This is a genomic window from Spirillospora sp. NPDC000708, assembly GCF_040299565.1.
In the GTDB taxonomy this organism is placed as follows: Bacteria; Actinomycetota; Actinomycetes; order Streptosporangiales; family Streptosporangiaceae; genus Spirillospora.
In genome coordinates this window covers 204,692-225,052 of record NZ_JBEPCJ010000003.1, presented here as the reverse complement: position 1 = coordinate 225,052, position 20,361 = coordinate 204,692, and the positions used below count along the sequence as shown (strand labels likewise).

The 20,361-nt window shown below is 72.4% G+C and carries 20 protein-coding genes; 11 read left to right on the top strand and 9 right to left on the bottom strand.

Annotated elements, in window-relative coordinates; translation table 11 throughout:
• Positions 1–15: 15 nt before the first annotated feature.
• The gene (pknB, locus tag ABT299_RS03975) at positions 16–1,827 is read left to right on the top strand and encodes a Stk1 family PASTA domain-containing Ser/Thr kinase (protein WP_190857754.1); all 1,812 of its coding nucleotides are present in this window, start codon (positions 16–18) and stop codon (positions 1,825–1,827) included.
• Between the two features lie 463 nt (positions 1,828–2,290).
• Here pknB and ABT299_RS03970 read toward each other — a convergent pair whose 3' ends face one another.
• Genes ABT299_RS03970 through ABT299_RS03960 form a run of 3 tightly spaced genes read right to left on the bottom strand, consistent with a single transcriptional unit; the run spans position 2,291 to position 3,924 of the window.
• The gene (locus tag ABT299_RS03970) at positions 2,291–2,488 is read right to left on the bottom strand and encodes a hypothetical protein (protein ID WP_190857752.1); all 198 of its coding nucleotides are present in this window, start codon (positions 2,486–2,488) and stop codon (positions 2,291–2,293) included.
• An 8-nt stretch (positions 2,489–2,496) separates the two neighbouring features.
• Positions 2,497–3,147, bottom strand: a complete 651-nt coding sequence (locus ABT299_RS03965; protein ID WP_387025841.1) for a class E sortase — start codon at positions 3,145–3,147, stop codon at positions 2,497–2,499.
• A gap of 21 nt (positions 3,148–3,168) precedes the next feature.
• A complete protein-coding gene (locus ABT299_RS03960) occupies positions 3,169–3,924 on the bottom strand; it encodes a DUF881 domain-containing protein (protein WP_433144535.1) in 756 nt (251 codons plus the stop codon).
• A 109-nt stretch (positions 3,925–4,033) separates the two neighbouring features.
• Between ABT299_RS03960 and ABT299_RS03955 the strand changes: the two genes are divergently transcribed.
• A complete protein-coding gene (locus tag ABT299_RS03955; RefSeq protein WP_151541695.1) occupies positions 4,034–4,291 on the top strand; it encodes a cell division protein CrgA in 258 nt (85 codons plus the stop codon).
• Positions 4,292–4,496: 205 nt separating this feature from the next.
• Here ABT299_RS03955 and ABT299_RS03950 read toward each other — a convergent pair whose 3' ends face one another.
• A complete protein-coding gene (locus ABT299_RS03950) occupies positions 4,497–5,381 on the bottom strand; it encodes a rhomboid family intramembrane serine protease (protein WP_190857749.1) in 885 nt (294 codons plus the stop codon).
• Between the two features lie 61 nt (positions 5,382–5,442).
• Entirely contained in the window at positions 5,443–5,970 is a 528-nt protein-coding gene (locus ABT299_RS03945; RefSeq protein ID WP_190857747.1) for a peptidylprolyl isomerase, read from the bottom strand.
• A 169-nt stretch (positions 5,971–6,139) separates the two neighbouring features.
• Here ABT299_RS03945 and ABT299_RS03940 point away from each other — a divergent pair, with 169 nt between their 5' ends.
• The 3 genes from ABT299_RS03940 to ABT299_RS03930 all read left to right on the top strand — a co-directional run bounded on the left by ABT299_RS03940 (position 6,140) and on the right by ABT299_RS03930 (position 8,224).
• Positions 6,140–6,604, top strand: a complete 465-nt coding sequence (locus tag ABT299_RS03940; protein ID WP_190857745.1) for a hypothetical protein — start codon at positions 6,140–6,142, stop codon at positions 6,602–6,604.
• A gap of 126 nt (positions 6,605–6,730) precedes the next feature.
• On the top strand, positions 6,731–7,507 hold the full coding sequence (locus ABT299_RS03935) for an acyltransferase (protein WP_190857742.1): 777 nt from the start codon (positions 6,731–6,733) through the stop codon (positions 7,505–7,507).
• Positions 7,508–7,624: 117 nt separating this feature from the next.
• Positions 7,625–8,224 (top strand): DUF3558 domain-containing protein, encoded by a 600-nt coding sequence (locus ABT299_RS03930; RefSeq protein WP_190857740.1) that lies wholly within the window; start codon positions 7,625–7,627, stop codon positions 8,222–8,224.
• Between the two features lie 60 nt (positions 8,225–8,284).
• Here the strand turns inward: ABT299_RS03930 and ABT299_RS03925 are convergent, their stop codons facing one another.
• Positions 8,285–9,817 (bottom strand): DEAD/DEAH box helicase, encoded by a 1,533-nt coding sequence (locus ABT299_RS03925; protein ID WP_500249723.1) that lies wholly within the window; start codon positions 9,815–9,817, stop codon positions 8,285–8,287.
• Between the two features lie 245 nt (positions 9,818–10,062).
• Positions 10,063–10,524, bottom strand: coding sequence for a rhodanese-like domain-containing protein (locus ABT299_RS03920; RefSeq protein ID WP_500249677.1), 462 nt, complete (start codon positions 10,522–10,524; stop codon positions 10,063–10,065).
• A 183-nt stretch (positions 10,525–10,707) separates the two neighbouring features.
• Between ABT299_RS03920 and ABT299_RS03915 the strand changes: the two genes are divergently transcribed.
• Both ABT299_RS03915 and ABT299_RS03910 read left to right on the top strand, forming a co-directional pair.
• Positions 10,708–11,691: a helix-turn-helix domain-containing protein gene (locus tag ABT299_RS03915; RefSeq protein WP_500249722.1), complete on the top strand. Its 984-nt coding sequence runs from the start codon at positions 10,708–10,710 to the stop codon at positions 11,689–11,691.
• Positions 11,692–11,797: 106 nt separating this feature from the next.
• Positions 11,798–12,739: a PrsW family intramembrane metalloprotease gene (locus tag ABT299_RS03910; protein ID WP_387025828.1), complete on the top strand. Its 942-nt coding sequence runs from the start codon at positions 11,798–11,800 to the stop codon at positions 12,737–12,739.
• Here the strand turns inward: ABT299_RS03910 and ABT299_RS03905 are convergent.
• Positions 12,736–12,999 carry a hypothetical protein gene (locus ABT299_RS03905; protein ID WP_500249676.1) on the bottom strand — a complete coding sequence of 88 codons (264 nt, stop codon included), beginning with the start codon at positions 12,997–12,999 and terminating at the stop codon, positions 12,736–12,738. The genes ABT299_RS03910 and ABT299_RS03905 overlap by 4 nt on opposite strands.
• A gap of 138 nt (positions 13,000–13,137) precedes the next feature.
• On the opposite strand from ABT299_RS03905, the gene ABT299_RS03900 reads away from it, so the two are divergent.
• The 4 genes from ABT299_RS03900 to cydC are packed head-to-tail and all read left to right on the top strand — an operon-like array spanning position 13,138 to position 19,034.
• Positions 13,138–14,556 carry a cytochrome ubiquinol oxidase subunit I gene (locus ABT299_RS03900; protein ID WP_190857731.1) on the top strand — a complete coding sequence of 473 codons (1,419 nt, stop codon included), beginning with the start codon at positions 13,138–13,140 and terminating at the stop codon, positions 14,554–14,556.
• A gap of 37 nt (positions 14,557–14,593) precedes the next feature.
• A complete protein-coding gene (gene cydB, locus ABT299_RS03895; RefSeq protein WP_500249675.1) occupies positions 14,594–15,616 on the top strand; it encodes a cytochrome d ubiquinol oxidase subunit II in 1,023 nt (340 codons plus the stop codon).
• Positions 15,613–17,268: a thiol reductant ABC exporter subunit CydD gene (cydD, locus tag ABT299_RS03890; protein ID WP_500249674.1), complete on the top strand. Its 1,656-nt coding sequence runs from the start codon at positions 15,613–15,615 to the stop codon at positions 17,266–17,268. Before cydB ends, cydD begins: the two co-directional genes overlap by 4 nt.
• Positions 17,265–19,034, top strand: a complete 1,770-nt coding sequence (cydC, locus tag ABT299_RS03885) for a thiol reductant ABC exporter subunit CydC (protein ID WP_500249673.1) — start codon at positions 17,265–17,267, stop codon at positions 19,032–19,034. The genes cydD and cydC overlap by 4 nt, the downstream gene beginning before the upstream one ends.
• Here the strand turns inward: cydC and ABT299_RS03880 are convergent.
• Entirely contained in the window at positions 18,988–20,232 is a 1,245-nt protein-coding gene (locus ABT299_RS03880; protein WP_500249672.1) for an MFS transporter, read from the bottom strand. The genes cydC and ABT299_RS03880 overlap by 47 nt on opposite strands.
• Positions 20,233–20,361 lie beyond the last annotated feature (129 nt).

The window sequence follows — 20,361 nt, the reverse complement described above, 5'->3', positions numbered from 1 at the left end:
AGGGAAAGTGCACATATGAGTCAACCTCGGCTGCTCGGCGGCCGCTACGAGCTCGACACGGTGATCGGGCGCGGCGGCATGGCCGAGGTCTACCGTGCTCGTGACCTGCGATTGGATCGCGTGGTCGCGATCAAGACCCTGCGCTCCGACCTGGCGCGCGACCCCACGTTCCAGGCCCGGTTCCGGCGCGAGGCGCAGTCCGCCGCGTCGCTGAACCACCCCTCCGTCATCGCGGTGTACGACACCGGCGAGGACATGATCGGTGACACCCCGATCCCCTACATCGTGATGGAGTACGTCGACGGCAGCACGCTGCGCGACCTGCTGCGGGAGAACCGCGCGCTGCTGCCGGAGAAGGCGCTGGAGATCACCGACGGCATCCTGCGCGCGCTGGACTACAGCCACCGCGGCGGGATCGTCCACCGCGACATCAAGCCGGCCAACGTGATGCTCACCCGGCAGCACGAGGTCAAGGTCATGGACTTCGGCATCGCCCGGGCGATGGCCGACTCGGCGTCCACGATGACGCAGACCGCGCAGGTGATCGGCACCGCGCAGTACCTGTCGCCGGAGCAGGCGCAGGCCAAGCGCGTCGACGCCCGCAGCGACATCTACTCGACCGGCTGCGTGCTGTACGAGCTGCTCACCGGCCGCCCCCCGTTCACGGGCGACTCCCCGGTGGCGATCGCCTACCAGCATGTCCGGGAGGAGCCGGTCCCGCCGTCGCAGGTCGATCCGAACATCCCGCAGTGGGCGGACGCGATCGTCCTGAAGGCGATGGCGAAGGACCCCGACCACCGCTACCAGAACGCGACGGAGTTCCGTCAGGAGATCCAGCGCGTCCTGCAGGGCCAGCCGGTGGCGTCGACGGCGGCGTCCACCATGCTCATGAGCGGGCAGCCGCAGGGCACGCAGGTCATGGGCGGCTACCCCGGCGGCGGTGCGCACACGCAGGTGCAGCGGCCGGTGGACGACGGCTACAACCTGCCGCCCGTCCACTACGACGAGGATCCCGAGCACCGCGGCGGCGGCAAGAAGGCGGCGCTGTGGATCGCGCTCGCCGTGGTCTTCATCGGCGGCGCCGCGCTGATCGGCTGGATGATGAGCGGCGGCGGCGGTGACGGCGGGAACGACAAGGTCGCCATCCCGACGTCGATCGTGAACCAGGACGCGAAGACCGCGTCGGCGCAGCTCACCAAGCTCGGCTTCAAGGTCGGCACGCCGCAGACCGACTACAGCGACGACGTCGACAGGGGCTCCGTCATCACCTCGACGCCGAAGCCGGGCTCCAGCCTGGACAAGGGCGCGTCGGTCGTCCTCCTGGTCTCCAAGGGACCGAAGCCGGTGCCGAAGGTCGAGGTGCCGGACGTGACCGGCAAGCCGTACTCCGTGGCGAAGAACATGCTGGAGGAGAAGGGCTTCAAGGTCGAGAAATCGGTGCAGACGAGCGACAGCGTCCCGCGGCTCAGCGTGATCAGCACCGACCCGACGGCCGGCTCGCAGGTGAAGCCGCACTCGACGGTGACCGTCGTCATCTCGAACGGCCCGAGCAACCTGAAGGTCCCGGCGCTGTTCAACAGCAGCAAGCGGGCCGCCTGCGCCAAGCTGGAGAGCCTCGGCCTGAAGTGCAAGGTGCAGGAGGGCGCGCCGCCGCCGGACAAGCAGGTCGCGACCGGCTTCGTCTACGACCAGTCGCCCGGCCAGGACGCGACGGTGGCGCCCGGCGACACGGTGACGATCTTCGTGGCGCAGCAGCCGACGCAGCCCCCGAACCCGACGGGTTCCCCGACCACCGGGGTCCCGCAGTTCCCGGGCTTCGGCAACTGACCGCCCCCACCCGCACACGTTGAAGGGCCCGCCCCCACCGGGGCGGGCCCTTCAACGTCCCCGGTGATGCAACGGGATCAGCAGGGGAGCTCGGACCATCGCAGGGCAGTAGATGATCGTCCGTAAGCCGAGCCGACGACGACCGGAACGTTGCGATCGCGTGCGAAGCCAGATTCGAGCGAAGCGAGAATCTGATCGCGCAGCGAGCCCCCCGGGCGAGTCGGAGCGATGCAGCGATCGCCGCAGGGCCCGCCGAAGGAAGGCCGTCTAGCGGCCTGACGCCAAGGGCCCTGCAGACAAAAAGGAGGGCTTCCGCCACTCGGGGGCAATGGCGGAAGCCCTCGATAGGTCTTCGTGTGGGGCGTCTCAGACGTTACGGGTTTCAACCGAATTTTTCTCATGAATCCGGCACGCGCCCGTCTTCGCAGGTCAGCGGCCTGACGTCACGGGCCCTGGAGTGAACTCAGCCGGGTTTCGCGGGGGTGGTGCTGGTGGGGGTGGGGGTGCCGTCCACGACGCCGTGGTCGAGTTGGACCTTGGGTTCGAGCCAGGGGAAGACGCCCCACCAGAGGACGGCGGCGACGACGGCGACCAGGGCCAGGGCGATGCCGGTCTTGGCGGGCCAGGTGCCGGGGAGGTGGCGCCAGATCCAGGCGTACACGGTGTCTCCTACCTTCCGGCGGCGGTGGACGGGGCGCCGGGCTTGACGCGGGTCACGGCGGACGTCAGCTCACCGAAGATGATCATCCGCTTGGCGGCGGAGTACTTCGGGTGGCAGGTGGTGAGGGTGATCATCCGGTCGGTGGGCCGGCGGCCGGGGTGGAACGGGACCGGGGCGGTGACGTCGACCTCGGTGGGCTTGACGATCCTGCGGTCGGTGACCTTGTAGACGTACTGGCCGTCGCGGGTGTCGATGAGGATCTCGTCGCCGCGGTCGAGCTCGCCGAGCTTGTTGAAGGGCGCAGAGTAGGTCGTCCGGTGGCCGGAGACGACGAAGTTGCCGACCTGGCCGGGCAGCGCGGTGCCGGGGTAGTGGCCGGGGCCCTTGCGCAGGTCGGAGACGCCGACGCCCTCGATGATCACGTAGTGGTACTTCTTGCCGAACTTCGGGATGCGGATCATGGCGAGGCCGTTGCCGAGCCGGACCTTCTCGGTGGTGACCTTGGGCGCCTGCCAGGACTTCAGCAGCTGCTTGCCGAGCCGGTCCTGCTGGGCGCTGGTGTACTGGCCGGTGCCCCACAGCTCGTAAGTGACGAACAGCATCACGATGACGCCGGCGGTGATGCACAGCTCGCCGAGGCCACGGATCACCAACCGCACCGCGCGTCCCCCTCCCGAGGCTCAGTGGGCGCCTCGCGGCGCCTCCGTCGGCACCGTAGCGTGCTTCATGGTCACGTTGCCGGTGTAGGCGGGAAGGACGGCGCGCGCGAGCGTGCGCACGGAGTAGCCGAGCCCGTAGGCGCGGACGTACTTGCGGTAGATCGCGATGTCGCGGGACGCGGCGAGGGCGGCGTGCAGGCGGGCGGGGTCGCCGGCGGCGGTGATCCGGAAGGGCGGCGAGTAGACGACGCCCTGGAGGATGAGGGTGTTGCCGACGCACCGGACGGCGCTGGTGGCGATCACCCGCTGGTCCATGATCTGCATGGCGCGGGCGCCGCCGGCCCAGAGCGCGTTGACGACGGCCTGGACGTCGCTCTGGTGGACGACGAGGTCGTCGGGGCGGACGCCGGACGGGAGGCCGCCGGACGGCTGCGGCGCGTCGTCCAGGGACACCCGGACGGCGGGGCCGGTGTAGGCGGTGAAGCCGGCGGCGGGGGCGAGCCGGTCGGCGTCGCCCTGGGCCTGCTTCACGCGGGCGTCGGTGCGGCCGGCGGCGCGGGAGAGGGCGTCGACGTCGCGGCGCAGCCGCCGGTAGTCGGCGCGTTCACGGCGGTTGTCGCGCTGCTCGTCGCCGATGAGGTCGGTGACGCGGGTGCGGCCCTCGTCGCGCAGGCTGGTGCCGCGGGCCGTGCTCGCGCTCGCCGCGAACAGGGTCCCCGCGAGGAGCGTCAGAGCTGGGATGATGCTTCCCCACGCCGAACGCCGTACCCTCATCATCCAGAACTGCTCATCAGACAGTGCTCACCAGCGACTACGCTAACCGACAAACCACCCATGCGCGGTCCGGCGCTCCGGCCGCCGGGCGCTCGAGGAGATCGATCCCACCGTGGCCAAGTCCAAAGTGCGCAAGAAGGCCGTTTACACGCCCCCGCAGAAGTCGAAGGCGCCGGAGGTCAGCCCGCGCTGGCTGGTCCCGACGATGGTCGCGCTGTGGCTGATCGGCCTGGCCTGGATCGCGGTCTTCTACGTGACGGCCAGCACCGGCACGAACGTGCCGTTCATGTCCGACCTGCACAACTGGAACCTGGGGATCGGCTTCGTGGCGATCATCCTGGGCGTGGTGCTGTCGACGCGCTGGCGCTGATCCGGACTGGATACCCGCTTTCGCGGCGCACGAATCCACGAAAGTTATCCACAGGCTGGGGATCCCTGGCCGGGTCTTTCCCCAGGTTTTCCACAGGCCGGGTACCGAACGGTCTTCGGAGCCCCGGGGCCGTCCACGGAAGAGCCGCCCGCACCCCCGAGGGGCACGGGCGGCTTCCGCGCGCCCGGTGGCCGTCCTGCGGCCGTCAGGTCAGCGCCAGCGTCTTGACCGTCACCAGGACCGCCAGCGCCACGAACGTGACCGCAGGCATCCCGATGTGGAGCAGCCGCCGCTGCGCCGCCGGCGCGTACGCGTACGCCAGCGCGATCAGCGCGCCGACGACGAGCCCGCCGACGTGCCCCTCCCAGGAGATCCCCTTCACCGAGAAGGTGATCGCCAGGTTGATCACCAGCAGGAACAGGATCGGGCCGGCGGGCGCGCCCAGCCGGCGGCCGATCACGAAGTACGCCCCGAACAGGCCGAAGATGGCCCCGGACGCCCCCACCGCCGCGCCGCTCGGGTCGACCAGGTACAGCAGCACCGAGCCGCCCAGCCCCGACAGCAGGTACAGCGCCAGGTAGCGCCACCGGCCGAGGACCTGCTCCAGCGCCGGCCCCACCGCGTACAGCGCCCACATGTTGAACAGGATGTGGGTGAAGCCGAACGACCCCCCGCGCTCGTGCAGGAACATCGTCGTGACCAGCCGGTACCACTGCCCCCCGGCGACCCCGATGACCTCCCCGTCCGGCTGCACCCACCGGCCCAGCATCATGAAGTCCGTGACGACGCGCATCGACGCCAGCTCGGCGAGGTACACCGCGATGCACAGGCCGATCAGCGTGTACGTGACGACGGGGACCGTCGACACCGGGCCGCGCGCGCCCAGCACCGTTCGCGGGGCGGTGCTGCGCCCGCCGCGGTTCCCGCCGGCGACGCACTCGACGCACTGGTGCCCCACCGCCGCGTCCCGCATGCAGTCGGGGCAGATGTAGCGGTCGCACCGCGTGCAGCGGACATGGCTCTCCCGCCCCGGATGCCGGTAGCAGGTCGGCACCGAGGTCTCGGGCGCGGGACTTTGTTCTGTGCTCATCCGGTCTCCGTCGGGCCGTGGCGGGATGTCACCCGGCGCTGGGTCTCACCCAGGGAAACGACTAACGCCGCTCGATCGTCACCGATTCGATGACGACGTCCTCCTGGGGGCGGTCCATCCTGCCGGTCGGGACGGTGCTGATCCGGTCGACCACGTCGGTGCCCTCGACGACCTTGCCGAAGATGGTGTGGCGGCCGGTCAGGTGCTGCACCTGCCCGATGTTGTCGGTGGTGATGAAGAACTGCGAGCCGTTGGTGCCGGGCCCGGCGTTCGCCATCGCCAGCAGGTACGGCTTGTTGAACTTCAGGTCCGGGTGGAACTCGTCCTTGAACTTGTAGCCCGGGCCGCCGGTGCCGGTGCCCAGCGGGTCACCGCCCTGGATCATGAAGCCCGGGATGACGCGGTGGAAGATCGTGCCGTTGTACAGCGGCGCCTCGGACTTGGCCCCGGTGCTCGGGTCCGTCCAGACGCGCTTGCCCTCCGCCAGCTCGGTGAAGTTCGCCACCGTCTCCGGCGCCTGCTCCGGGTACAGCTGGATCACGATCTTGCCGAGCGACGTGGTGAGCGTCGCGAAGGTCTCGTTGGCCACGCTGGCCGCCTCCTCGTGAAGTGGATTTTCCGTGCGTTCCTCGGGTCCCGGCCAGGACCGGATCCGTCACCGTCCGTGATCGGCCGATCGCGCGCGACGGGTTTACCTTCCGGCTCTCGGGAAGGCTGCCTGACAGGACCTCGCAAACAGGGAGGTTAGCGTGTCCCTAATGATTAGTATCCGCCAGAAGCCGCAGGACGAGATGCTCAGGCGGCTGAGCCGCGTCCAGGAAGCGGCCCGCCAGGGCGCCGGACGCGCCCAGGAGGGCGCCTCCGCCATGGCGGAGCGGATGATGCCGGCCGCCCAGGACCAGCTGATGGTCGTGCGCGGCTGGAGCGCGCCGCGGCTGCGGATGGCGGCCCAGTACGTGGAGACCGGGCTCGCCCCGCGGGTGAGCGCGTTCCTCGGCGACGTCGCCCAGCGGGTGGAGCCGCCGAAGGCCAAGCCGCGGCGCGGCGCCATGATGGCGATGATGGGCGTGGTGGCGGCCGCCGGGATGGCCGGCATCGTGCTGACCAAGCGCGACGCCATGCGCGACATGGCCGGGGGTTCCGGGGAGAACGGGGAGGCCGTGTCGGCCGACTCGATGACGGTCTCCGGGTCCGACGTCGACGGCCAGGTCCACTCGCACTGACCGTCCGCCCGTCCGCGCGAGCGCGGGGCCCGTGCCGGACCGCCGGCCGGGCCCCGCCTCATGCGGTCCGCACGTCATGCGGTCCTCGCGTTCCACCGTTTCCTACCAACCGGTACGGTGAACGCCATGTCGCCGAATCCGCGCTCCATGGCGCAGCGTCTGGCCGGCCGGGCCAGGGACCGGGCCCGCCGCGGGCTGCACACGGCGGTGCACGCCGGCTGGCAGTGGATCCAGCGGCAGGGCGAGATCACCCCGCACACGCCGGGCCGGCGCCGCTTCGCCTACCTCGGCGAGGGCGCCTGCATCGGCTTCCCGGTCGGCGCGATCTACGGCGAGCCGTGGATCTCGATCGGCGACCACACGCTCGTCGGCACGCACGTGACGATCTCGGCGGGCTTCGTCCCCGGGCTCGACCTCGGCCCGGACGTCATCGTGAAGATCGGGTCGAGCTGCTCGCTCGGCCGCGGCACGCACATCGTCGGGCACCAGTCCATCGAGATCGGCAACGACGTCTTCACGGGCCCGAACGTCTACATCACCGACCAGAACCACACCTACGGCGACGTCGCGATGCCCATTGGCCGGCAGTGGCCGGAGAACAACCCGGTGGTGATCGGCGACGGCTGCTGGATCGGCACCGGCGCGATCATCCTGCCCGGGACGCGGCTCGGCCGGAACGTCGCCGTGGCGGGCGGCGCGGTCGTCCGCGGCGAGTTCCCCGACCATGCGGTCATCGGCGGCGTGCCCGCCAAGGTGCTGCGCAGCTACGACGCGGAGAACGGCTGGCAGCCGCCGCTGCGCAACAGCCCGCTGATGTCGCTGGACGAGCTCGCCGCCCTCTCCGTCGACGGCCTGGAGGGCCTCCAGCTCCTCCAGGACAAGCTCCGCGAGGAAGCCGGCTGACCGGAGCCGACGGCTCCGGCGCGCATGCGTGGTCCGTCCTGGCGCGGCGAATAGGGCCCGGGAAATGAGTCCCTTTCAGCGCCGGATGCCCGACCGAAATTCATTACCCTGTCCGCTATGTCTCTTAAGGTGCTATTCGCGCCGCTGCTCGTGGCCGCCGCCTCGCTGACCGCCTGCGGGCAGGGAACCCCTGACACGCCGGACGCGGCGAAGAGCCCGGCCTCCGCCTCACCGACCGCGAGCGCCGGTGCGGGCGCGTCCCGCCGTCCCGGCGCGATCCGCTCGCTCCGCCCGGTCGCGAAGATCACTTCCGCGTGCGCGCTGCTGACCGCCGCCGAACTGAAGACGCTGCTCGGCGGCTCCTCCAGCCGGACGGCGATCACGGCCACCCCGAAGATCTCCGACGGTGACCACGAGTGCATCTACGGCACCAAGACGGCCAAGCCCTTCGCGCTGGTCGTCACCACCAGCAGCACCCGCGCGTTCACCCCGCAGAAGTCCATCAACGCCATAGCCAACGCCGCCCACGTCAAGACGCGGAGGGTGCCCGGCATCGGGTCCGCCGCGGTGTTCTACATCACCGACGGCGGCGTCGGCCTGATCGCGGCCGGCAAGAAGTCCTACGGGCAGACCCGAACCGTGATCTTCAGCGCCCCCAAGGTCGTGCCCGGCCGCAAGTTCGCCGAAGTCGCCCGCCTGGTCATCAGCCGGATCTGAGCCGTCATGCAGGCCGAAGCCCCGTCCGGTCCTCCGGACGGGGCTTCCGCGCGTTTCGGATCAGTTGTAGCGGGCGGCGCGGCGGTCTCCGCCGTCGCGGCGCTTGCCGCCACCGCCCCCGTAAGAGCGGCGGCCGCCGTGCGAGCCGCCCGCGGACCGGGGACCGCCGCCGCGGCGCTCACCGCCCGCGTACGAGCCGCGGTGCTCGCCGAACCCGCCGCCCTCGCGGCGCGGCTCGTACGAGCCCTCGCCACTGCGGCCCTCGGAGCGCTGCCCGCCGTCCTGCCGGTCGAACGAGCGCCCGCCGCGGCCGCCGCCGAAGCCGCGCCCGCCGCGGCGCCCGCCCGGACGGCCGCCCCGGCCGCCCTCGCGGCGCGGCCGCTCCGGGATGAGCGGCTCCTCGATCGGGATGCCGGACGGGACGCGCGCCCCGGTCAGCTTCACCAGCTCGGAGTCGCCGCTGGTCACCCGGACGCGCGGCGCGTTGATGCCGGCGCGGCGGGTCATCGCGGACGTGGACCGGACCTGGTGCGGCAGGACGAGCGTGACGACGGTGCCGCGCTCGCCGGCGCGGGCGGTGCGGCCCGCGCGGTGCATGTAGTCCTTGTGGTCGGCCGGCGGGTCGACGTGCATGACGAGCGACACGTCGTCGACGTGGATGCCGCGGGCGGCGACGTCCGTGGCGACCAGCACGCTGATCGAGCCCTCGCGGAACTCGGCGAGCGTGCGGGTGCGCAGGCCCTGGCTCTTGCCGCCGTGCAGGCCCGCCGCGCGGACGCCGACCTGCGTGAGCTGCTTGGCGAGCCGGTCGACGCCGTGCTTGGTGCGGGCGAACAGGATCGTCCGGCCCTCGCGGTTGGCGATCTCGGCGGTGATCGCGCCCTTCTCCTTGGGCGCCACCAGCAGCAGGTGGTGCTCCATCGTGTCGACGGACTCGTCCACCGGGCCGATCGCGTGCGTCACCGGGTCGTTCAGGTACCGCTTGACGAGGACGTCCACGTCCTTGTCGAGGGTCGCGGAGAACAGCAGCCGCTGCCCGCCGGGCTTGGCGGCGTCGAGGATGTCGGTGACGTCGGGCAGGAAGCCCATGTCGGCCATGTGGTCGGCCTCGTCCAGCACCGCGATCTCGATGTCGGACAGGTCGCAGGCGCCCTGCCGCATCAGGTCCTTGAGCCGGCCGGGGGTGGCGACGAGGACCTCGACGCCGCGGCGCAGCGCGTCGATCTGCTTGAACATCGACGTCTGGCCGATGACGGTCTTGAACTTCAGCCCGAGGCCGCGGCCGAGCGGCTCCAGGTTGGTCTGCACCTGCTGGGCCAGCTCGCGGGTCGGGACGAGGATGAGCGCGAGCGGGCGCTTCGGCGCGGCGCGGCGGCCCGCCAGGCGGGCGAGCAGCGGCAGGCCGAAGGCGAGGGTCTTGCCGGAGCCCGTCTTACCGCGGCCGAGGACGTCGCGTCCCGCCATGACGTCGGGGATCGCGGCGGCCTGGATCGGGAACGGGGCCTCGATGCCCTGGCGGGCCAGGGCGGACACCAGCGCGGCCGGGAGGCCGAGCTCGGCGAAGGTGGGAACACGCTCGTCGTCCGCGGTCACGCCCTCGGGCGCGGCCGGCAGGTCGGCGGACGGGTTCTGTGCAGCAGCAGCTGTGGTCACGCATTACCTTCCGAGAGGGGGGCACGTCTCGGGAGGCACCACGCTGTGATCGCCGGAAACGCGATCGGTGGGCTACAAGGACGAGCCTGGCGCCATCTGGGCGCCGAAGAATGATTCCTAGAGTCTAACGTCGGCCGGGTGCCTCCTTATGCCCCGTCCCGGGCGGAACATTCGCCCCGGCCGCCTCAGCATGCGCAGGAGATGCCCGTGACGGGCGCCGTGAGGGGGTCCGGGGACCGGCGGGTGACGGCGCCGGAGGCGGTCGCGACGGGGTATCCCTCGCGCGCCCAGTACTCGAACCCGCCGATCATCTCCTTGACCGGACGGCCGAGCTTCGCGAACTCCAGGGCGGCCTTCTGCGCGCCGTTGCAGCCCGGTCCCCAGCAGTAGACGACCACGGTCGCGCCCTCAGGGACCAACGCGGCGGCGCGCGCCGCGATTTCCGCGGTCGGCAGGTGAACGGCGCCGTCCACGTGCCCTTGGGCCCAGCTCTCGGCGCTGCGGGTGTCGACGACGACGATCCCGGGCGTCCCGGCGGCGAGGTCGGCGGCCACGTCGGAGGCGTCGGTCTCGAAGGCGAGGCGGGCGGCGAAGTGCCGGCGCGCCTCGTCGGGGCGGGCGGCGGGCACGGCGTTGACGGCGCTCATCGGCGGCTCCTTCTGCTCCTTCCGGGCGTTCTGCTCGGATGCCTCGATCCTCGGGCCGAGGACCTGGTGTCCGGGAGTGGCATGAATGCCGGGTATCGCTAATATCGCGCCATGCGCCTCGCCGCCCCCGCCGCCATGCACCCCGCCGCTCCCGCCGCCATGCACCCCGCTGCTCCGGCCGCCATGCGCCTCGCCGCTCCCGCCCGCCGGCACACCGTCTCGGTGCTGGCGTTCGACGGCATGGCGCCGTTCGAGCTCGGCTCCGTCGTCGAGGTGTTCGGCCTGCCCCGTCCCGAACTCGACGTCCCCTGGTACGACCTGCGGGTCTGCTCGCTGGAGCGCGGCCCGATGCGCGCCGTCGGCGGGTTCACGATGACCGCCGAGCACGACCTGGACGCGTTCGCGTCCGCCGACACGGTGATGGTCGTCGCCGTCCCGGACGTCCGCGGCGAACCCGCGCCCGAGGTCGTCGCGGCGCTGCGGAAGGCGCACGCGCGCGGCGCACGCGTCGTGTCCATCTGCTCCGGCGCGTTCGCACTGGCCGCCGCCGGCCTCCTGGACGGACGCCAGGCCACGACGCACTGGCGGTACGCGGACCTGCTGCAGCGTCGCTACCCGGACGTCCGCGTGACCCCCGATGTGCTGTACGTGGACGGCGACGACGTCCTCACCGGCGCGGGCAGCGCCGCCGGGCTCGACATGTGCCTGCACCTGGTCCGCAAGGACCACGGCGCCCGGGTCGCCAACGCGGTCGCGCGCCGCCTGGTGGTCCCGCCGCACCGGGAGGGCGGGCAGGCGCAGTTCGTCGAGGCCGCCGTCACCCCGCCCGCCGAGGACGACCCGGTCGCGCGGAGCATGCGGTGGGCGCTCGACCACCTCGCCGAGCCGATCACCGTCGCGCGGATGGCGCGGGAGGCGCACCTCGCGCCCCGCACCTTCATCCGGCACTTCAACCGGCAGACCGGGACCAGCCCGCTGCGCTGGGTCGTCACGCAGCGGATCATGGCCGCGCTGCCGCTGCTGGAGGACGGCACGGTGCCGATCGAGGAGATCGGCGCGGCGGTCGGCTTCGAGAGCCCGGTGACCTTCCGGCACCATTTCGGGCGCGCCATGCGGACCTCGCCGTCCGCCTACCGCCGCACCTTCCGCGCCACCGCCGCCTCCTGAGCCGGGCACGGCGCGGAGAGGCGCGCGCACAGGGCGTATGAGGATCGCCACCTTCCGGTTCGCCGCCGACGACGCCGGGTAGCGACTCGTCGCGGAAGGAGACGATGTGCGACCGACGACGAGCACGGCGGGTCCGCCGAAGCCCTGGCTGCGGGTGTTCTGGGCGGGTCTCGCGCTGTGGGCCGCGTCCGTCCTCGTCACCGTGGTCACCGCGAACGCGAACCTGCTGCCGACGATCGTCCTGCTGGGCAGCTTCCTCGTCCCGGTGACGTTCGTGGTGTGGGCCTACGAGCACGGGACGTCCGGAGAGGTCACCGTCCCGCTGCTGTTCCGCGCGTTCGTCGTCGGCGGCGTCCTCGGCGTGCTCGGCGCGTCGCTGCTGGAGCGCTACCTGCTGCATCCGTCGCTGTGGCGGTACTTCGGCGTGGGATTCATCGAGGAGGCCGTCAAGGTGGCGGCGCTGCTCTACGTCGCACGGCACCTCCGCGCGCGCACACTGCGGGACGGCCTCGTCCTCGGCGCGACTGTAGGGTTCGGGTTCGCCGCGTTCGAGTCGGCGGGGTACGCGTTCAACGCGCTGTTCACCGTGCAGGGCATCAGCGTCCGCTCGATGGTCGAGACGGAGATCCTGCGCGGGCTGCTGTCGCCGCTGGGCCACGGCCTGTGGACGGCGATCATCGGGGGCGTGCTGTTCGCGGCGTCCCGCACGCGCTGGCATGTCACGGGGCCGGTCGTGCTGGCCTACGCGGGCGTGTCCGTCCTGCACGGGCTGTGGGACTCGATGCACGGCCTCGCGATCGCCGTGACGCTCTACCTGACCGGGACGCCGTGGCAGTTCCACCTGCTGGACCGCGGCTACCTGCCGCGCGCCACCGGCGCGCAGGACCACCTCATCACGATCCTGAACTGGACCGGGCTCGCCGTCGTCTCGGCCGTCGCGCTGCTGTGGCTGAACGCGCTGGCGGACCGGTCGCGCGAGCGGCCGCGGCCGCCCACGGCCCGTCCCGAGGACTACCTGGAGTCGGGCCACCCGAAGCCGCGCCGCTAGCGGCGGACGACCGGCGCCTGCCGGTCGATCTCGCGGCCGAGCGCGACGACCATCCCGTCGAACGCGTCGGCGCCGTACCGGGCGCGGACGGCCGGGTAGACGTTCTTGCGGGCCGCCTCCCTGAGCATCCAGCTCAGCTCCGTGTACGGCACCGGCCGTCCCGCGGCCAGCGCGTCGTGCGCCTGCCGGCTGACCCGGAGCAGCTCCGGGTGCGCGGCGGACTCGGTAAGGATCATGCGGGTGGCATCCCTCGGCTCCATGCGCGCGAGTCTAGGCGCGTGCGCGGGCGGGCGCCGTGTGAGCGACGTTACGACGACTCGTAGTACTACAGGCCGTAGTATTTCTTACAGGACGTAGTACTACAGCTCGTAGTAGATGAGCCGGAGAGGCGCCCGCCCATGGACTCGGTCGACATCGCACGGTGGCAGTTCGGGATCACCACCGTCTACCACTTCCTGTTCGTCCCGCTCACCATCGGACTGTCCGCCCTGGTCGCGGGCCTGGAGACGGCGTGGCTGCGGACCGGCAGGACGCAGTACCTGCGCGCCACGAAGTTCTGGGGGAAGCTCTTCCTGATCAACTTCGCGATGGGGATCGTCACCGGCATCGTGCAGGAGTTCCAGTTCGGGATGAACTGGAGTGACTACTCCCGCTTCGTCGGCGACATCTTCGGCGCCCCGCTCGCCATCGAGGGCCTCCTCGCGTTCTTCGTCGAGTCGACCTTCCTCGGCCTGTGGATCTTCGGCTGGGACCGGCTCGACCGCCGGCTGCACAACGCCTGCATCTGGCTCGTCCACATCGGCACCCTGCTGTCGGCGTACTTCATCCTGGCCGCCAACTCGTGGATGCAGCACCCCGTCGGCTACCGGATCGACCACGCGACCGGACGCGCCCGCCTCACCGACTTCTGGGCCGTCCTCACCAACTCCACCCAGCTCGTCTCGTTCCCGCACACGATCACCGCGGCGTTCGTCACCGGCGGCCTGTTCATGGCGGGCGTCAGCGCCTGGCACCTCGCCCGCCGCAAGAACATCGAGGTCTTCCGCCCGTCGCTGAAGGTCGCGCTCGCCGTCACCGCCGTCGCCTCCATCGGCGTCGCGATCACCGGGGACCTCCAGGGCAAGGTCATGACCGAGCAGCAGCCGATGAAGATGGCCGCCGCCGAGGCCCTCTACGAGACCGAGCGGCCCGCCTCGTTCTCCGTCCTCACCATCGGCACGCCCGACGGCCACCGGGAGGTCTTCGGGATCAAGGTGCCGCGCGTCCTGTCGTTCCTCGCCACCGGCAGCTTCGACGGCGAGGTCAAGGGCATCAACGACGTCCAGGCCGCCGAGGAGGCCCGCTTCGGGCCCGGCAACTACCGGCCCGCCGTCCCCGTCGCCTACTGGAACTTCCGCGTCATGGCCGGCGTCGGGATCCTCACCGCGCTCGTCTCGCTCGCCGGGCTGTGGCTGCTGCGGCGCGGGCGGCTGCCGTCCAACCGCTGGGTGTACCGCGCCGGCGTGCTGTCGCTGACGCTCCCGTTCATCGGCAACTCCGCCGGATGGATCTTCACCGAGACCGGACGGCAGCCCTGGTCGGTGTTCGGCGTGCTCAAGACCTCCGCGAGCGTCTCGCCCGGGGTGTCGCCGACGTCGATGCTCATCTCCGTCGTCTCGCTGACCGCGCTGTACGGCGTCCTCCTGGTCATCGAGGTCGGGCTGATGCTCAAGTACGCCAAGGCCGGGCCGCCCACGGAGGACGAGGTGCTGCCCCCGCCGTCCGGCGACGACTCCGACGACGCCGACGCCGAGCGCTCGCTCGCGTTCGCCTACTGAGCCCGCCTACCGAGCCCGCCTACCAAGGGATCCGGCCATGGAACTCACCACCGTCTGGTTCGTCATCATCGCCTTCCTGTGGACGAGCTACTTCTTCCTCGAAGGCTTCGACTTCGGCGTCGGGATGCTGCTGCCCGTCCTCGGCCGCGACGACGTCGAGCGCCGCGTCGTCATCAACACCATCGGGCCCGTCTGGGACGGCAACGAGGTGTGGTTCATCGTCGCCGGCGCCGCCACCTTCGCCGCGTTCCCCGAGTGGTACGCCACCCTGTTCAGCGGCTTCTACCTGCCGCTGCTCGCGATCCTGCTCTCGCTGATCGTCCGCGGTGTCGCGTTCGAGTACCGCGGCAAGCGGGACGACGCGCGCTGGCGGGCCCGCTGGGACCGGGCGATCTTCTGGGGCAGCCTGCTGCCCGCGTTCCTGTGGGGCGTCGCGTTCTCGAACATCGTCCGGGGTGTGCCGCTGGACGCCTCGCACGAGTTCAGCGGGACGCTGCTCGACCTGCTGAACCCGTTCGCGCTGCTCGGCGGCCTCACCACGACGGTCCTGTTCGTCCTGCACGGGGCGGTGTTCCTCGCGCTGAAGACGTCCGGCGAGATCCGGTTCCGGGCGCGCCGCGTCGCGGAGATCGCGGTCGTCGCCGCGATCGCCGTCGGCGGGAGCTTCCTGCTGATCACCCAGCTCCAGCACGGCAAGCCGGTGACCTGGCTGACCGCCGGGGGCGCCGCCGCCGGGCTGCTGCTCGCCGCCGCCGCGAACCGGCGCGGGCGCGAGGGCTGGGCGTTCATCGGCACCGGCGCCGCCATCGTGCTCGCCGTCGCCACCCTGTTCACCGCGCTGTTCCCGGACGTGATGCCGTCCACCCTCGCGTCGGGCACCCTGACGACGGACAACGCCGCGTCCAGCGACTACACCCTGAAGATCATGACGTGGGTCGCCGCCGCGTTCACCCCGATCGTGATGATCTACCAGGGGTGGACGTACTGGGTGTTCCGCAAGCGGATCGGCACCGCGCACATCCCGGCCGCGCCGAAGAAGAAGCCGGAGCCGGTGCGGTGAAGCCCCTCGACCCGCGGCTGCTGCGCTACGCCCGGACCACCCGGATCTTCCTGCTGTCGTCCGTGGCGCTCGGCACCGCCACCGCCGCGCTGATCATCGCGCAGGCGACCCTGCTCGCGGACATGCTCACCCGGGCGTTCCTCGGCGGCGCGACCCTCACCGGGCTGCGCACCCCGATGCTGCTCCTGCTCGCCGTCGTCGCCGCGCGCGCCCTGGTGGCGTGGCTGCAGGAGACCGCCGCGCACCGCTCGTCCGCCGCCGTGAAGTCGCAGCTGCGCGGCCGGCTTCTCGCCCACGCGATGGCGCTCGGACCGCGCTGGCTGTCCGGCGAGCGCAGCGGCGAGCTCGCCGCCCTCGCCACCCGCGGCATCGACGCCCTCGACGACTACTTCTCCCGCTACCTGCCGCAGCTCGTCCTCGCGGTGATCGTCCCGGCGGCCGTCGGGCTGCGGATCCTGCTCGGCGACTGGCCGTCCGCCGTCACGATCGCCGCGACGCTGCCGCTCATCCCGGTCTTCGCGATCCTCGTCGGGCTCACCACGCAGCGGAAGATGGACCGGCAGTGGCGGACGCTGTCCGTGCTCGCCGCCCACTTCCTCGACGTCGTCGCCGGCCTGCCCACGCTGAAGATCTTCGGCCGGGCGCGCGCGCAGGCCGACCGGATCCGCGAGGTCACCGACCGGCACCGGCGCGCCACCATGGCGACGCTGCGGGTCGCGTTCCTGTCCGCCCTCGTGCTCGAGCTGCTGTCGACGCTGTCGGTCGCGCTCGTCGCCGTGTCGATCGGGCTGCGGCTCGTGAACGGCGGCCTCGGGCTGGAGACGGCGCTGCTCGTCCTGGTCCTCGCGCCCGAGGCGTACCTGCCGCTGCGGCAGGTCGGCGCGCAGTACCACGCGAGCGTCGAGGGCCTCACCGCCGCGTCCCGGATCTTCGAGGTCCTGGAGACCCCGCCGCCCGCCGCCGGCACCCGCTCGGACGTCCCGGACCTGTCCCGCGCGACGCTCCGGCTGGACGGGGTCACGGTCGCCTACCCCGGACGCGACGTCCCCGCGCTCGACGGTTTCTCGCTGACCGTCCACCCCGGCGAGACCGTCGCGCTCGTCGGGCCGTCCGGCGCGGGGAAGTCGACCGTGCTGTCGGTGCTGCTCGGGTTCGTCCGGCCGGACGCGGGGCGCGTCCTCGCCGACTGGGACGACGTCGCCGGCTTCGCCCCGGACGCCTGGCGCGACCGGATCGCCTGGGTCCCGCAGCGCCCCTACCTGTTCGCCGGGACGGTCGCCGACAACATCCGGCTCGGCCGCCCCGACGCCCCCGACGCCGACGTGCGCGCCGCCGCCGAGGCCGCGAACGCGCTGGAGTTCGTCGAGGCCCTGCCCGGCGGCTTCGAGACGGCGCTCGGCGACCGGGGCGCCGGCCTGTCCGCGGGCCAGCGCCAGCGCATCGCCCTCGCCCGCGCGTTCCTGCGCGACGCGCCGCTCCTCCTGCTGGACGAGCCCACCTCCAACCTCGACGCCGAAAGCGAGGCCGCGGTGATCGACGCCGTCGAGCGCCTCAGGACCGGCCGGACCGTGCTGCTCGTCGCGCACCGCCCGGCCCTCGCCACCCTCGCCGACCGGGTGGTCACCGTCGAGCCCGCGGCGGTGGCGGCATGATCCTCCGGCTCATCCGGCTCGCCCGCCCCGCGCGGGGACGGCTGCTGCTCGCCGTCCTGTTCGGCGTGCTCGCCCTCGGCAGCGGCGTCGGCCTCATGGCGACCTCCGCATGGCTCATCTCCCGCGCCGCCCAGCATCCGCCCGTGCTGATGCTGATGGTCGCGATCGTCGCCGTCCGCGCGTTCGGGCTCGGCCGCGGCGTGTTCCGCTACGCCGAACGCCTCGTCGGCCATGACGCGACCTTCCGCATCCTGGCCGACCTGCGCGCGCGCGTGTACGAGCGGCTGGAGCGGCTCGCCCCCGGCGGGCTCCCCGCCTTCCGCGGCGGCGACCTGCTGAACCGCCTCGTCGCCGACGTCGACGCCGTCCAGGACCTCTTCCTCCGCGTCCTGCTGCCGTGCACGGTCGCCGCCGTCGTCGGCGGCGCGTCCGTCGGGCTCGCGTGGGCCCTGCTCCCGTCGGCGGGCGCCATCCTGCTGCTCGCGCTGCTCCTGGCCGGTGTCGCCGCGCCCTGGCTGTCGTCCGCGACGGCGCGCCGCGCCGAACGCCGCACCACCGACCTGCGCGGCGACCTCACGTCCCACGTCGTCGACACCCTCCAGGGCGCCCCCGAGCTCATCGCCTACGGCGCCGCGCCCGCGCGGCTCGCCGAGGCCGCCCGCCTGGACCGCGACTTCACCCGCGCCACCGCCCGTTCCGCCGCGTCCACCGGCCTCGGCGCGGCCGTCTCCGCCCTCGCGGGCGGGCTGGCCGTGTGGGGATCGATGGCTGTGGGCGTGCCCGCCGTCCGGTCCGGCGCGCTCGACGGGGTGCTGCTCGCCGTGATCGTCCTGCTCCCGCTGGCCGCGTTCGAGGTCGTCGCGGGCCTGCCCCTCGCCGCCCAGCACCTGGAACGGGTCCGCCGCTCGGCCGCTCGCATCTTCGCGGTGCTCGACGCCCCGCCACCCGTCGAGGAGCCGTCCGACCCGTCGCCGCTGCCCGCCGCGCCGTACACCCTCCAGGTCGAGGACCTCCGCGCCCGATGGACGCCCACCGCCCCCTACGCCCTCGACGGGATCTCCCTGAGCCTCGCGCCGGGACGCCGCTGCGCCATCGTCGGGCCGTCCGGCTCCGGCAAGACGACCCTGGCCTCCGTCCTGCTCCGGTTCCTGGAACCCGCGTCCGGCTCGGTGACCCTCAACGGCACCGACCTGCGCGCGCTGACCGGCGACGACGTCCGGACGGTCATCGGCCTGTGCGCGCAGGACGCCCACCTGTTCGACTCGACGATCGGCGAGAACGTCCGGCTCGCCCGCCCCGCCGCCACCGACGCCGAGATCCGCGACGCCCTGCGCCGCGCCCGCCTCCTCGGCTGGATCGAGTCGCTGCCCCGCGGCCTCGACACCCGCGTCGGCGAGCACGGCGCCCAGGTGTCCGGCGGCCAGCGCCAGCGCATCGCCCTGGCCCGCGCCCTCCTCGCCGGGTTCCCCGTCCTGCTCCTCGACGAGCCCGCCGAACACCTCGACACCGCGACCGCCGACGAGCTCACCGCCGACCTCCTCACCGCCACCGAAGGCCGCACGACCCTGCTCGTCACCCACCGCCTCACCGGCCTGGACGCCGTCGACGAGATCATCGTCCTCGACGAGGGCCACGTCGCCGATCGCGGCACCCACGCCGAACTGATCTCCCGTCCTGGCCTCTACCGCACCCTCTGGCAGCGCGAGACCGAGCCTCCCGTCACCCCGGGACGCGGACCCCGGCCTCGGGCGACGCGTCTCCCGTGACCCCGGACGGCTCCCGGCGCCACGGCAGGAACGCGCACGCCCCGATGAGCAGCACCCCCGCGACCGCGATCGCCGCCCGCACGCCCACGAACCCGCCCAGAACACCCCACAGCGCCGTGAGGACGGCGATGGCGGTGCGCGAACCGACCGTCCACGCCGTGACCATCCGGGCGACCTTCCCGGCCTCGACCAGCTCCAGCCTCCGCGTGGCGTAGATCGGGTTGAACACCCCCATGCAGGTGATGATCCCCAGCTCCATCGCCATCACCAGCAGCAGCGCCCCGATCCCCGTCCCGACGAAGGCGAGCCCGACCAGCCACAACGCCCGGCCGACCCCGAACACCAGCATGATCGGGCGCCGCCCGTACCGGTTGACGAGCGGCCGCGACACCCGCGCCCCGAGGATCCCGCCGAGGCACGGCACCCCGAACGCCAGCCCGTACTCCAGCGGCGAGAGCCCCAGGTCGTGCAGCATCAGATAGGTCAGCAGCGGAGCCGTCGCCATGATGAGCGCCCCGGTCAGCACGCTGTTGGCGAACAGCAGCCGCAGCTCCCGCTCCGCCGCGATCGCCCGCCACCCCTCACCGATCTCCGCCCACCGCGACGCGCCCCCGGCCCGCTCCGGCGGCTCCGCCTCCGGCGCCGCGATCCTCGTGATCCCCAGCGCCGACAGCACGTAGCTGACCGCATCCAGCAGCACCGTCACCACCGGCCCCAGCACCCCGATCAGCGCCCCGCCCGCCGGCGGCCCCACCGCCGTCGCCATCCACTGCACCGTCTCGAACCGGCCGTTCGCCTCCATCAGATGACGCTGCGGCACCAGCTCCTTCAGATGCGCCCCGCTCGCCCCCCGGAACACGATGTCCGCCAGCGCGACGACCACCGCCACCACCAGCAGATGCGCGTACGTCAACGCCCCGAAGGCGTACGCGGCCGGCACCGTCACCAGCACCGCGAACCGCACCAGGTCCGCCCGGACCATCAACCGCCGCTTGTGCTGGAACTCGATCCACGGCCCCAGCGGCACCGCGAGCAGCGCCGCCGCCGTCCCGCTCGCCGCGGCGATCATCGACACCTGCGCGGGCCCCACGTGCAACGCCAGCACCGCGATCAGCGGGAACGCGTCCAGCGCCAGGAACGTCCCCAGCGTGCTGACCGCGTACGCACGCCACAGCCACGCGAAATCCCGTCCGAGCACGGCGCCCCCCCTTGTCCGCCGCCGATCCAACACCCGCCGCCACCGCGCCCACAAACAACCGCCCGACCCGTCCCACAACCCCCGGTTGTCCGCTTGACGCCGCACGGAGCTCCGGGAGACTGGCAGGGT